Source organism: Pseudomonas nitroreducens NBRC 12694 (genome assembly GCF_002091755.1).
In the GTDB taxonomy this organism is placed as follows: domain Bacteria; phylum Pseudomonadota; class Gammaproteobacteria; order Pseudomonadales; family Pseudomonadaceae; genus Pseudomonas; species Pseudomonas nitroreducens.
In genome coordinates this window covers 478,599-491,085 of the sequence record NZ_BDAI01000002.1, presented here as the reverse complement: position 1 = coordinate 491,085, position 12,487 = coordinate 478,599, and the positions used below count along the sequence as shown (strand labels likewise).

General features: G+C 64.9%; 11 protein-coding genes. 6 read left to right on the top strand and 5 right to left on the bottom strand.

The features are described 5' to 3' along the window. Positions 1-144: 144 nt before the first annotated feature. From PNI01S_RS08110 to PNI01S_RS08100, 3 genes are all read left to right on the top strand, one after another. On the top strand, positions 145-1,011 hold the full coding sequence (locus tag PNI01S_RS08110) for an IclR family transcriptional regulator (protein WP_084357789.1): 867 nt from the start codon (positions 145-147) through the stop codon (positions 1,009-1,011). 59 nt (positions 1,012-1,070) lie between these two features. Then, positions 1,071-2,225 carry an acyl-CoA dehydrogenase family protein gene (locus PNI01S_RS08105; RefSeq protein ID WP_023102388.1) on the top strand — a complete coding sequence of 385 codons (1,155 nt, stop codon included), beginning with the start codon at positions 1,071-1,073 and terminating at the stop codon, positions 2,223-2,225. 115 nt (positions 2,226-2,340) lie between these two features. Continuing rightward, positions 2,341-3,618, top strand: a complete 1,278-nt coding sequence (locus tag PNI01S_RS08100) for an MFS transporter (RefSeq protein WP_023102387.1) — start codon at positions 2,341-2,343, stop codon at positions 3,616-3,618. Between the two features lie 167 nt (positions 3,619-3,785). Here PNI01S_RS08100 and PNI01S_RS08095 read toward each other — a convergent pair whose 3' ends face one another. Continuing rightward, on the bottom strand, positions 3,786-3,995 hold the full coding sequence (locus PNI01S_RS08095) for a cold-shock protein (protein ID WP_017518411.1): 210 nt from the start codon (positions 3,993-3,995) through the stop codon (positions 3,786-3,788). Positions 3,996-4,286: 291 nt separating this feature from the next. Between PNI01S_RS08095 and PNI01S_RS28500 the strand changes: the two genes are divergently transcribed. Then, a complete protein-coding gene (locus PNI01S_RS28500; RefSeq protein ID WP_164488257.1) occupies positions 4,287-4,454 on the top strand; it encodes a hypothetical protein in 168 nt (55 codons plus the stop codon). 53 nt (positions 4,455-4,507) lie between these two features. Here the strand turns inward: PNI01S_RS28500 and otsA are convergent, their stop codons facing one another. From otsA to otsB, 3 genes are read right to left on the bottom strand one after another with little or no spacing between them, the layout of a single operon-like run. Further along, the gene (otsA, locus tag PNI01S_RS08090; protein ID WP_065084044.1) at positions 4,508-5,917 is read right to left on the bottom strand and encodes an alpha,alpha-trehalose-phosphate synthase (UDP-forming); all 1,410 of its coding nucleotides are present in this window, start codon (positions 5,915-5,917) and stop codon (positions 4,508-4,510) included. After that, positions 5,899-7,698, bottom strand: a complete 1,800-nt coding sequence (locus PNI01S_RS08085; protein ID WP_065084045.1) for a glycoside hydrolase family 15 protein — start codon at positions 7,696-7,698, stop codon at positions 5,899-5,901. Before PNI01S_RS08085 ends, otsA begins: the two co-directional genes overlap by 19 nt. Continuing rightward, positions 7,695-8,507 carry a trehalose-phosphatase gene (gene otsB, locus PNI01S_RS08080; RefSeq protein ID WP_255302813.1) on the bottom strand — a complete coding sequence of 271 codons (813 nt, stop codon included), beginning with the start codon at positions 8,505-8,507 and terminating at the stop codon, positions 7,695-7,697. The genes PNI01S_RS08085 and otsB overlap by 4 nt, the downstream gene beginning before the upstream one ends. Positions 8,508-8,970: 463 nt before the next feature. Here otsB and PNI01S_RS08075 point away from each other — a divergent pair, with 463 nt between their 5' ends. Continuing rightward, positions 8,971-10,197, top strand: a complete 1,227-nt coding sequence (locus tag PNI01S_RS08075) for an EAL domain-containing response regulator (protein ID WP_037016558.1) — start codon at positions 8,971-8,973, stop codon at positions 10,195-10,197. Positions 10,198-10,592: 395 nt separating this feature from the next. Next, positions 10,593-11,465 carry an SMP-30/gluconolactonase/LRE family protein gene (locus PNI01S_RS08065; RefSeq protein WP_084357788.1) on the top strand — a complete coding sequence of 291 codons (873 nt, stop codon included), beginning with the start codon at positions 10,593-10,595 and terminating at the stop codon, positions 11,463-11,465. Positions 11,466-11,492: 27 nt separating this feature from the next. Here the strand turns inward: PNI01S_RS08065 and PNI01S_RS08060 are convergent, their stop codons facing one another. Next, positions 11,493-12,407 carry a LysR family transcriptional regulator gene (locus tag PNI01S_RS08060; RefSeq protein WP_084357787.1) on the bottom strand — a complete coding sequence of 305 codons (915 nt, stop codon included), beginning with the start codon at positions 12,405-12,407 and terminating at the stop codon, positions 11,493-11,495. Between the last annotated feature and the right edge of the window lie 80 nt (positions 12,408-12,487).

Here is a 12,487-nt window from a genome sequence, read left to right as displayed (position 1 = left end):
CCAAATAGCCTTGGAAGCCCTTTAAAACCTGAGCCCGATATATTTTTAGCGGCACGCCTGTACTAACCAATTCAGACCCATTACAATTTCGTCTGACGAAACTGAATTTTATTTTATTGATTTTCCGTGAATAGGGGTTCTACCATGCGCCGCAACAAGACGGAGATGGACTCGGCTACGCCGACGAAAAACGAAGGTGAAATCGGCCTGCTGGAACGCGGCCTGTACGACCCGGCCACGGCACTGAGCGAAGAGGAAAACAGCGGCCAGTTCGTCACGGCGCTGGCGCGCGGCCTGGAGATCCTGCGTTGCTTCACGCCACGGGAAAACGTGCTGAGCAACCAGGACCTGGCCCGCAAGACCGACCTGCCCAAGCCGACGGTGACGCGCCTGACCAACACCCTGATGCGCCTGGGTTGCCTCAAGCGCGAGGTGCATTCGGGCAAGTACCAGCTGGATGTCGGCGTGCTGGGTTTCGGCTACGCGATGCTGTCGAACCTGTCGATCCGCGCGGTGGCCCATCCGCTGATGGAGGAACTGGCCAACCACGCCCAGGCGGCGGTGGCCATGGCCGCCCGCGACCGCCTGCAGATGGTCTACCTGGATGTGGTCCAGGGACAGGGAAACATGACGATGCGCCGGCAGATCGGCAGTTACCTGCCGCTGGCGGTGAGTTCGGTAGGCCGCGCGTGCCTCGCGGCGATGCCGGAAAACGAACGGGAATTCCTGCTCGACCACGTTCGCGAACGCGAACCGGACAACTGGCCGGCCATCCGCAAGGGTCTGGACCGCGCCTTCAGGGACTACACCGACTACGGCTACTGCCTGTCGATCGGTGAATGGCACCGCGACGTCAACTCCGTCGCCGTGCCCTTGGTACACCCGCAGTACGGCCTGCTGGCCTTCAACTGCGGCGGACCGAGCTTCCAGCTGACCCGCGAGAAGCTCGAGGACGACATCGGGCCCCGCCTGATCAACATGGTCAACAACATAGGTGCCGCCGCTCGCTGAATCTCGGGTGACGGTGCCTCGCCAGACTGGCCCGCTCGCGGGCCTTGTGAGGAGTGCACATGATCCGAGACCCAGAAACGCTGCAGATACTTCTGGACTCCATCCACCAGTTCGTCGGCGAAGTGCTGATCCCGCGGGAAAACGAGGTTGCCGAAACCGACGCGATCCCGCAGGACATCATCCAGCAGATGCGCGAGATGGGCCTGTTCGGCCTGACCATCCCCGAAGAGTTCGGCGGCCTGGGCGTGACCATGGAAGAAGAGGTGAACATCACCTTCGAACTCGGCCGCACCTCCCCCGCCTTCCGCTCCTACATCGGCACCAACAACGGCATCGGCTCCATCGGCATTCTGATCGACGGCACGCCGGAGCAGAAAGCCCACTACCTGCCCAGGCTCGCCAGTGGTGAACTGCTCAGTGCCTTCTGCCTGACCGAGCCGGACTCGGGCTCCGACGCTGCCTCGCTGAAGACCACCGCCGTGCGCGATGGCGACTTCTACGTGCTCAACGGCACCAAGCGCTTCATCACCAACGCCCCGCACGCCGGCATCTATACCGTGATGGCCCGCACCAACCCGGCGATCAAGGGTTCCGGCGGCATCAGCGCGTTCATCGTCGAGCGCGGCACGCCGGGCATTTCCCTCGGCAAGCCGGACCACAAGATGGGCCAGAAAGGCGCGCACACCAGCGACGTGATCTTCGACAACGTGCGCATCCCGGCCGGCCAGCTGATCGGCGGCGTCGAGGGCGTCGGCTTCAAGACCGCCATGAAGGTGCTCGACAAGGGCCGCCTGCACATCGCCGCGCTGAGCATCGGCGCCGCCGAGCGCATGCTCGCCGATGCGTTGCAGTACGCCCTGGAGCGCAAGCAGTTCGGCCAGCCGATTGCCGAGTTCCAGCTGATCCAGGCGATGCTCGCCGACAGCAAGGCCGAGATCTACGCCGCCCGCTGCATGGTGCTGGACGCCGCGCGCAAGCGCGACGAGGGCCGCAACGTCAGCACCGAGGCCTCCTGCGCCAAGATGTTCGCCACCGAGATGTGCGGCCGCGTTGCCGATCGCTGCGTGCAGATCCACGGCGGCGCCGGCTACGTCAGCGAGTACGCCATCGAGCGTTTCTACCGCGACGTCCGCCTGTTCCGGCTCTACGAGGGCACCACGCAGATCCAGCAGGTGATCATCGCCCGCAACATGATCCGCGAAGCCCAGGCCTGACCCCTCAGGCGGCGCGGGGCCACGCCCCCGCGCCTGCCAACCCCAAAGCACCTGCCACACGCTTACCGAGGACCGGCACGCCGGTCCGCCAACAACTACAACAGGTAATTCGTTCATGGAAAACACTGCTTCCGCTCCGGCGGCAACCGCCGCCACCCAGGACAAGACCTGGGTGCTCGTCTTCGCCTTCTGCTTCATCGGCCTGCTGATCGATGGCGCGGACCTGATGCTGCTCTCCTACAGCCTCACCAGCCTCAAGGCCGAGTTCGGCCTGAGCAACCTCCAGGCCGGCAGCCTGGGCAGCGTCACCCTGGCCGGCATGGCCTTCGGTGGAATCTACGGCGGCTGGGCGTGCGATCGCTTCGGCCGGGTCAAGACGGTGGTCTGGACCATTGTGCTGTTCTCCGTCGGCACCGCTGTCCTTGGTCTGACCCACAACTACTGGCAGTTCGCCGCGGCACGCTTCGTCGCGTCGCTCGGCCTCGGCGCCCTTTACGTGGCCTGCAATACGCTGATGGCCGAGTACGTGCCCACCAAATACCGCACCACCGTGCTGGGCACCCTGCAGGCAGGCTGGTCGGTCGGCTACATCGTCGCCACCCTGCTGGCCGGTTGGATCCTGCCGGACCACGGTTGGCGCTACCTGTTCTATATCGCCATCATCCCGGTGGTACTGGCCATCGCCATGCGCAAGCTGATCCCCGAGCCCGCCGCCTGGGTCCAGGCGCAGGCCGAACGCCAGCAGCGCAAGGCCAACGCTCCTGCCGGAACGGTTGCCGCTCCACGGCAGAACGCCTTCCGCCAGATCTTCGCCGACCCGAAGGCCAGCCGCATGTTCCTGTTCTGGGCGCTGACCGCCGGCTTCCTGCAGTTCGGCTACTACGGCGTGAACAACTGGATGCCGTCGTACCTGGAAACCGAGATGGGCATGAACTTCAAGGCCATGACCGCCTACCTGGTCGGCACCTATGCCGCGATGATCCTCGGCAAGGTACTGGCCGGCGTCGCCGCCGACTGGTTCGGCCGCCGCACCGTGTTCTCCTTCGGCGCCCTGGGCACTGCGGTGTTCCTGCCGGTGATCGTGCTGTTCCACAGCCCCGAGAACATTCTGTGGATGCTGGTGGTGTTCGGCTTCCTCTACGGTATTCCGTATGGCGTGAACGCGACCTACATGACCGAAAGCTTCGCTGCGGCGTTCCGCGGTACGGCCGTGGGCGGCGCCTACAACATCGGTCGCATCGGCGCGGCCATTGCGCCGGCGGTGATCGGCTTCCTCGCCACGCAGATGTCCATCGGCGTGGGCTTCCTGGTGATGGGCGCGGCCTACTTCATCTGCGGGGTGATCCCCGCCCTGCTGATCCGCGACAAGCAGTTCGACCCGCAACAGGAATGATCGGGAACCAGTGAGCCCGCTTCGGCCGGCTCACCCCCCCTTCAAAACAAAAACGCCCGGTGCACTGCACCGGGCGTTTTTTATTGCGCTGTCGAATGGCGCGGAGCAAATCGAACAGGCAAAAAAAAGCCCCGCCTAAGCGGGGCTTTCTTCGTCAGCGATGTCGATTAGACAGCGCGAACTTGTTCAGCTTGCGGGCCTTTCTGGCCGGCAGTCACAACGAAGCTGACCTTCTGGCCTTCGTCGAGGGACTTGTAGCCGTTGCCTTCGATCTGACGGAAGTGAACGAATACGTCCGGGCCGCTTTCCGGGGTGATGAAGCCGAAGCCCTTCTCAGCGTTGAACCACTTGACGATGCCATTTTGACGATCGGACATGATGTTGTCTCCTAAAAAAATGCTAAAGGCCGGCCGAAAGCCGACCGGCGATGAGCTGAATGCGTAGTGAAGAGGTGCCGAGGAGATGGAGCATCTTGTAGAAGAACATCAAGTCGCGGAACTCGTTACTGGGCAGGCAGCCCATGCAGAATACAAGGTTTGGCGCTAATTCATAGCTTTTTTTCACGACCAGTGGTGATTTTGACAAATGGTCGAGCTAACACGGCGCTTTCGACAAAACAGGTGTAGTCTGCCGGTGCCGGTTTGGCGCCCCAACGCATAGGTGACTTCATGACTGATTCACAGCTGATTCGCGAACGTTCGGAGCTTGATGAAAAGATTGCTGCCTTCCTCTCCCAGGGCGGTGAAATCCAGGAAATCCCCGTTGGCCAACTGGCGGTGAAGGTCGAGAAGAAGTCGCAGTGGGCGAAGTCCGACAGCAAGAAACCAGCCGCCTGAGCGCAAGCGCCCGCTCGAAGAAAGCCCCGCCGAAGCGGGGCTTGTTGTTTGCGTCAGTGACTCAGGTAGTGATTGGACAGCCAGTTCAGCGCCCTTCCCGGCCGGGTCAGCGCATCGATGAAGCTGGGCCCCCAGAAGCGGATGTCGTTGGCTTCCAGCACCGCGTACATGTCGCGGTGGCGCGCCTGGCGCTCCTTCAACGGCATGCGCAGTGCCTGCGCCATGGCATCGGCCAGGGCGCCGCGATCATGGGGATTGATGATCAGCGCGCCTCCCAGTTCGGCGGCTGCGCCGGCGAACTGGGAAAGAATCAGCACGCCAGGATCGTCCGGGTCCTGGGCGGCGACAAATTCCTTGGCCACCAGGTTCATTCCATCGCGCAGCGGCGTCACCAGGCCGATCCGCGCGTGGCGCATGACCATGGCGATGTCCGCTCGCTGGTGGTTGCGCGCCACATAGCGAAGCGGCACCCAGGACACCGCGCCGAATCGCCCGTTGATATGCCCTACCCGCGCGCTGACGGCGGCGTCGATATCGGCGTACTCGGGAATGTCCTGGCGGCTGCCGGGTGATATCTGCAGGCAGGTCACGCGGTTGTGCCAGTCCGGATTGAGTTCGAGGAAGCGCTCGTAGCCATCCAGCCGGTTGACGATGCCCTTGGAATAGTCGAGCCGGTCCACCCCCACCATCAGCGCACGACCGCCCAGGCTCTCGCGCAGGTCTTCGGCGGCCTGGCTCTGCGATGCTTCCTCGGCGATGCGGCGGAAACCGGCGGCATCCACGCCCACCGGGAACACGCCGACGCGAAAATGCTGGTCCTCCAGGTGGTAGCGCCGGCCATCGGGGGTCGCCGCGCCGACCACGCGCGTGAGGTAACGGGCGAAGTTGCTGGCGTCGTTCTCGGTCTGGAAGCCGATCAGGTTGTATTCGGTGAGCGCGCGGAGCAGTTCGTCGTGGTGCGGCAACGCGGTGATGAGGTCGGCCGGCGGCATCGGGATGTGCAGGAAGAAGCCGATGCGGTTGCCGTGCCCGCGCTGCCTCAGGGCCGAGGCCAGGGGGATCAGGTGGTAGTCGTGGACCCAGAGGACGTCGTCCTCCTCCAGCAGCGGGCTCAGCCGTTCGGCGAAGAATTCGTTGACGCGCTGATAACCGCCGAATTCGGCCTCGTTGAACTCGGCGAGGTCCACCCGGTAATGCAGGATCGGCCAGAGCACGCGATTGGCGAAGCCGTTGTAGTACTCGTCGAAATCCTGCGGATGCAGGTCGGTGAGGATGTACTGCAGGTTGTCGCGCTGGACCACGGTCGCCGGGCCCGGCTCCTCGGCCTTCTCGCCGCTCCAACCGAACCAGATGCCCTCGCGGTTGCGCATGGCGGCCTCCACCGCCACGGCCAGCCCGCCCGGCGCCGGGCCGTTCTCATCGGGGATCGCGACCCGGTTGGATATCACCACGAGGCGCGGCATAGGCCTTCCTCCCAGCCCATGGAAAGACGCATGGCCGAGTTGATCAGCCCCGCCATGGAATAGGTCTGCGGAATGTTCCCCCAGAGTTCGCCGGTATGCGGGTGCAGGTCTTCGGAGAGCAGCCCGTAGCGGTTGCGCGCGGCGATGAGCTGTTCGAACAGCTGGCGCGCCTCCTCGGTACGGCCGATGGCGGCCAGCGCGTCGAGGTACCAGAACTTCACCACGAGGAAGGCGGTTTCCGGCACGCCGAAATCGTCCGCCGCGGCGTAGCGCAGCATCTGGCCGTTGACGTTGAGCTCGCGGCCGATGCACTCGACGGTCGCGACAAAGCGCGGATCGTCGGCTTCGATGATCCCCAGCTCGTTCATCAGCAGCACGCTGGCGTCGAGGTCGTCGTGGCCGAAGGCGCCGGTGAAGCACTGTTTCGTCTCGCTCCAGGCCTTGGCGAGGACCTGTTCGCGCAGGTTGGCCGCCTTGTCCATCCAGCCACCGGCTTCCTCGCTGCGGCCCAGGCGCCTGGCGATGCGCCCGACGCGGTCGCAGGCGACCCAGCAGAGCAGCGCGGAATGCGTATGGACGCGCTGGCGGCCGCGGTACTCCCAGATGCCGGCATCCGGCTCGAAGGCGGCGTGCACTGCCTTGGCGGCGAGGTTTTCCAGCAGTTGCAGCATGCCCTCGCTGCTCGGATTGGGCAGGCGCTCGTCGACGAAGCTCTGCAGGACCGCCAGGGCAACCGAGCCGAACACGTCATGCTGGTTCTGTTCCACCGCCTGGTTGCCGACACGCACTGGCGCGTGATTGAGGAAACCGGCAAGGTCCGGCTCGACGCGTTCGGTGGTGTCCTGGTTGGGAATGATCCCGTACAGCGGCTTGAGTTCGGCGTTGCCGCTGGCCACAGTGGTGATGAAGTCGATGTAGCCCTCCATGGTCCGCGTCGCGCCCAGGCGGTTGAGGGCGAGGATCACGAAGTAGGCGTCGCGCAGCCAGCAGTAGCGGTAGTCCCAGTTGCGCTGGGAGTCCGGTGCCTCCGGGATGGAGGTGGTGGCGGCCGCGATGATCGCGCCGGTGTCCTCGAAGTTGCACAGTTTCAGGGTGATCGCCGAGCGGATCACCACGGCCTGCCACTCGAAGCAGATCGCCAGGCCACGTACCCAGTCATGCCAGTGGTTCTGGGTGCGCTTGAGGTAGTCGCGGACGACTTCGCCGGGAGCATTGTCCAGCGGCTCGTCGAGGCCGATCACCAGGCTCACCGGGTGACGCAGGGCGAACGGTGTTTCGTGCTGGATGTAGGCCAGCGGTGCATCGGTGGTCAGGCGCAGCGGCTCTTCGCCGTCCAGGTAGCGGATATGGCTGGAGCCTGTGACGCCCTGGCTGGGCTTGCCGTAGCCGTGGGTCGGACGCACGCGCAGGGTGACTTTCGGCACGCCTTCGATGGGTTCGATCAGCCGGCACAGCTGTGCCGGGCGATAGACGTGGCCGTGCTCGAGGAAGCGTGGGGCGAAATCGGTAATGCGTACCGCACCACCGCTGTCATCGCGCAGCACGGTGGTGATGATCGCCGTGTTGCGCTGGTAATCGGACGTGCTGCTGATCTGATTATCCAGCACCACATCGGCGAAACCCTTTTCGTCGTCCCCGGCCAGCAGCCGGGAAAAGACCGGGTCGCTGTCGAAATTCGGGTAGCACCACCAGACCAGCCGCGCCTGCGGGTTGACCAGGGCGGCCACCCGGCAGTTGCCGATCAGGCCCAGTTCCAGAGCGCCTTCGTGCCGGTTCGTCATCGGTGGTTTCCTCCTGCTTGCATCAGTGCGTGACGGACTTGCTGCGCATCGCTGAATACGGCGCTGGCGCCGGGCAACGCGCGCCCGACGGACAGCCCGAGGCCGCCCAGCGTCGGCATCAGCGCGATGGCGGGCTCGTCGGTGACGTCGTCGCCGATATACAGCGGCAGGCGGCCGGCGAAGCCCGGCACTTCCAGCAGCCGCTGGACGGCACGGGCCTTGTCGACGCCCTCGCTGACGACTTCGTAAACCTGCTTGCCATTGAGCAGCCGCAATCCGCTACCTGCCGGCAAGCGCAACAACGACTGCAACTCGACGCGCAGATCGGTGGCCAGCGAGGGTACGGAGCGGTAGTGCAGTGCAAAGCTGCTGCCCTTGTCCTCGACATGGATTCCGACATGCCGGTTCGCCAGGGCGTTCAATTGCACTCGCACGCTGGCGGGCAGGTCCCTGGTGGTACGACGCAACGGGCTGTCGCCGCTCTCGCGCCAGTGGGCGCCATGACCGCCGCTGGCGGCGAGGCGCAGGGGTTGGAAGAGCCGGTCGAGTTCTTCGACCGGGCGGCCGCTGATCAGGGCCAGGGCACCATCGAGTCGGCGCTGCAGGTGCGTGAGCGCATCGAGCAGCCCGGGCGGTACGACGACCGCGCCGGGTGATTCGGCGATGTCCAGAAGGGTTCCGTCGACATCCAGGAACACTGCGGTCTGCTGAGGTCGGCTGAGCCACAGGTTCAGCAGCGCAGTGGCTGAGGCCTCGCTCTGCGGGGCCATGGCCGTGTCGACAGGTCCCCTCGATGCGGGACGTGACATGAGCCATTTCTCCTTGTTCAGGGCGTGCCGCGCAGCCGTGGGCGGCCGGTGCGGACGTGAAAGGGAGCACAGGGACCCTAACATGGGAGGCCACGAGGGTCGACCTCGGATTTTCCCCTGGAGTCCCTGTCGGGAAGGCTCAGGCCAGAACTGGCGGCACCTGCGCCACATCCAATCGCGGCCGGCCTTGCCGAAGCTGCTGGGCGGGCTCGGTCAGGGGCTGGCCTCGATGATCGGGAGACGAGGATGTGCCAGCGGGCATTCGCCCCCTCGAAGTCGGTGCTGCATGACCACGCCCGGCGAACGTGGCAGCGAACCTCTTCCGCGAGGACCATGGAAGGAGCTGACAAACCGGTAGCAGTTCCGATGAGATTTCCCTGACAGAAGAACTGGAATCCTCCGCCTCACATCGATGGCGACGTTCGTGAGAATGCACAGGGCCAATCTTCCATGAGAAAAATCCATGCCTCCGCTCTCTGCGCTGGTACTCCAGGCTTCCGGCCTGCACCGTTCGACCGCCGTTACCGCTCTGCATCATCTGGGCTACAGCTTCCTGTCCGAAGTTTCCAGCAACGCATTCGCACTGGATCGGCTGCGCAGCCAAGGGGGCGTCCACCTGCTGATCTGCGATGTGCGCATCGATCCGGTGGCCCGTCTGGAATTCCTTCAGACGGTTGCCCGCGAGCGACTGGCCCATGGCGTGGTGGTCAGCGGGGAAATGGCCCCTGGCACCTGGAGCGCCCTCTCGCACCTCCTGCAATTGCAGGGCATGAAGGTCTTCTGGCTGGGCAACGACGCCGCCACTCTGGAGCGCCTGCGGGCGTTGCTCAGCGACTTCCAGCCAGGCAGTGGCCAGCTCGGCCTGCCGCTGGCGGAGAACGGCACGACGGACGATGGCGAACCATCAGGCCTGCCGGCGCGGGGAAAATTGCGCGCCTACCTGCAACCCAAGGTCAATGTCGCTACTGCCCAGGTCTATGGATTCGAAGTGCTCGCGCGCTGGCAGCTGGAAGACGGCGCCGTCCTGCTGCCCGCTGAATTCCTGCCCTCCCTGCGCCGCGCTGGCAAGCTCGATGGCATGCTCTTCGAGCTGATGACCCAGGCCGTCGAAGCGCTGCGCGCACAGGGCAGCAACGAGCTGAAGCTGTCCTTCAACCTGGAAGCCGAGCAGATCGCCCAGATCGACTTTGCCGCCACCGTCGAGAGGAATCTGCGCGGGCTGGACATCGAGCCCCAGCGGATCACCTTCGAGCTGACCGAATCCTCGCCACTGCATGCTCCGCCGCTGAGCCTGGAGAACGTGCTGCGCCTGCGCCTGCTGGGTTGCGGCCTGGCCATCGATGACTTCGGTTGCGGACACTCCACCCTGCAGCGCCTGATGGAGCTGCCCTTCACCGAGATGAAACTCGACCGCCACCTGGTGGCCGATGTGAACAATGGCGACCCGCGCCGCCTGATCGTACTGCGCAATGCGCTGGCGCTGGGCCGCGAACTGGGGCTGAAGGTAATCGCCGAGGGCGTCGAGAACGCCGTCCAGCTTCGCCAGTTGCAGCAGCTGGAATGCGATTGTGCGCAGGGCCATCTGTTCGGCAAGCCGATGGATGCCAGCCAGATCAGCACCTTCCTGCGCGGCGCGCCGCTGCGGCTGCAGAAGCTGGAAGCGGTGCCGGCGATGCGTCCGGCGCAGTGAAGCGCAGAAAAGAAAACGGCTGTTGCGGACTTCCTGTCCGCAACAGCCGTCTGGATTGTCCTCAGCAAAGGACGGAGGAATTGTAGGCCATTGGCCATCAAGCCGTCTTCCCAGTTCTCCCGCATGGCCGGCAAATAGCCACAAACGCGGCAAACAGCCGCAATTACCCCAGCGATAGCCACCCATTCGCGGCACATTCGTCCCAATAGGGCCGGCCGGACCACAATTGCTTCTGTGTCCGCATCTTCAACGGCGTGACGAGCATCACTGCCTTTCGCCCTAGCCCGCCGATGAACTGTCTGGTTACCATGCCGGCCCGCACACTGGACGCCAGGAAGGCACAAAACCACAAGGAACGCCCCAGTGTCGCCCACCTCTGTATTGGCAGCCGATACATGTCCCAGACCTCCGCGCGCCCGTCCCGTCGACCGCTATTCCGCCTGGCGCTGACCGGTACCAGTTTCGTCATCGCCGCCGCCCTGGCGTTCTTCGCCTGGCAGGACTTCTACCCTGTGCAGGCAGCCAATGGCTGGTCCGTCGCGGTTCTGCACCAGAACGTGCAGAAGGCCGCATCCCTGGTGCCGCTTGCCGATGGCGGCCTGCTGGTCAGCCAGGAGCTGAAGAAGGACAAGGGCAACATCCTGCGCATCGCCGCCGATGGCCAGCGCCGGATCATGGTCGACGGGCTATCCAAGCCTGACGGCATGATCGCCGCGCAGGGCGGCTGGGTGTTCAGCCAGGAGTCCAACGGCAGGCCGGTGCAACTACTCAAGGATGGCAAGATCACCGACCTGTTCATGGGCCAGTCGGTACAGGGCCTGTGGGACGACGGCGAGAATCTCTACGCCATCGAGGACCGCCGCGAGGATGGCCGTCTGCTGCGCTACCGCTGGAGCGACGGCGAGCTGACCGTGCTGCGCGACAAGCTGCAGGAGACCGAATCCGTCACCCGCTGCACCGACGGCAAACTGCTCTACACCGAGAAGAAGAAAGGTGTGGTGCACCAGTTCAGCGATGACGGCAAGGACCCCATCCTGCTCTCGGGCCTGAACCAACCGACCTTTCTGATGTGCGATGCCCGCGGCCTGTGGATCAGCGAAGACTCCACCCACCGTGCCCGCCTGCTGCTATGGGACGGCAAGGGGGAACCGCGCACCATCCTGTCGTTCCTCAAGGCCCCGCAATCCATCGTGCCGGACGGCAAGGGCGGCTACCTGCTCGCCGAAGGCGGCCGCGACCGCGTCCTGCAACTCACGCCGGGCAGATGACGCCGCCGGGCGGTCTCCAGGGCCGCCCTATTCCTGCCCCGCCGGCATGACCAGGCCGGGTATCACGTCGACCAGCGCATCGATCGCCAGGCGCACCTTGCGCGGCAGCTGAGTAGTCTGCAGCCACGTCGCGTGCACGTCGTAGAGAAAACCCGGCTGCCCTGGCAGCAACTCCTCCAGCGCGCCCTGCGCGATGACTTCCCGCACTAGCCAGTAAGGCAGCCACGCCAGCCCCATGCCGCGTGCGGCCGCATCGGCTATGGCGGCCAGGTCGTCGAAGCGCAACCGGGAGCTCGGCGCGAACTCTTCCGGCGCCTGCCCCTCGCGAGGAAACAGCCAGGGGTTGATCCGCCCGGAGCGGTGGTAGACCAGCAGGCGGTGAGCCGCCAGCTCGGCGATGCCTTCCGGCCGTCCATGGACCGCCAGATACGCTGGCGCCGCGCAGACCACCATGCGCTGCCGGCCGATGCGGCGTGCGATGATGCCATCCCTGGGCTGCGGCTCGCCGGTGCGGATCGCCAGGTCGATCTGCTCTTCCGCCAGGTCCGTCAGACGGTCGCTGAAACGCAGGTCCAGCTCCAGTTGCGGGTAGCGCTGCGCCAGCTCCAGCAGGACCGGCGCCACGCAGCGCCGGCCGAAATGCACCGGCATGGCCACCCGCAGCCTGCCGCGCGGCTCGGCCACCTCACCGGAGGCAAGGATGTCCGCCGCCTCGGCATCGGCCAGCAGCGCGCGACAGCGTTCGTAGTAGATCCGCCCGGCCTCGGTCAGGCTCTGCCGGCGCGTGCTGCGCAGCAGCAACTGGGCACCCAGGCGCTCTTCGAGAAAGCGCACATGCTTGCCCACCATGGGCGCGGACATTTCCAGGGCATCCGCCGCCGCAGCGAAGGACCCGAGGTCCACCGCGCGAACGAAGACTTCCATGCTAGTCAGTCGATCCATTCGAAACTCCTGATTTCGGCTGAGTGTTTCTATACGCCATTTATCGGGCGAAACCCATGGCTGATAGTCGCTTTACGTCA

Bases quoted from the DNA above. Each gene is read 5' to 3' on its own strand.
- PNI01S_RS08110 (WP_084357789.1), top strand. From the start codon at position 145: ATGCGCCGCAACAAGACGGAGATGGACTCGGCTACGCCGACGAAAAAC.
- PNI01S_RS08105 (WP_023102388.1), top strand. From the start codon at position 1,071: ATGATCCGAGACCCAGAAACGCTGCAGATACTTCTGGACTCCATCCAC.
- PNI01S_RS08100 (WP_023102387.1), top strand. From the start codon at position 2,341: ATGGAAAACACTGCTTCCGCTCCGGCGGCAACCGCCGCCACCCAGGAC.
- PNI01S_RS08095 (WP_017518411.1), bottom strand. From the start codon at position 3,995: ATGTCCGATCGTCAAAATGGCATCGTCAAGTGGTTCAACGCTGAGAAG.
- PNI01S_RS28500 (WP_164488257.1), top strand. From the start codon at position 4,287: ATGACTGATTCACAGCTGATTCGCGAACGTTCGGAGCTTGATGAAAAG.
- otsA (WP_065084044.1), bottom strand. From the start codon at position 5,917: ATGCCGCGCCTCGTGGTGATATCCAACCGGGTCGCGATCCCCGATGAG.
- PNI01S_RS08085 (WP_065084045.1), bottom strand. From the start codon at position 7,698: ATGACGAACCGGCACGAAGGCGCTCTGGAACTGGGCCTGATCGGCAAC.
- otsB (WP_255302813.1), bottom strand. From the start codon at position 8,507: ATGTCACGTCCCGCATCGAGGGGACCTGTCGACACGGCCATGGCCCCG.
- PNI01S_RS08075 (WP_037016558.1), top strand. From the start codon at position 8,971: ATGCCTCCGCTCTCTGCGCTGGTACTCCAGGCTTCCGGCCTGCACCGT.
- PNI01S_RS08065 (WP_084357788.1), top strand. From the start codon at position 10,593: ATGTCCCAGACCTCCGCGCGCCCGTCCCGTCGACCGCTATTCCGCCTG.
- PNI01S_RS08060 (WP_084357787.1), bottom strand. From the start codon at position 12,407: ATGGATCGACTGACTAGCATGGAAGTCTTCGTTCGCGCGGTGGACCTC.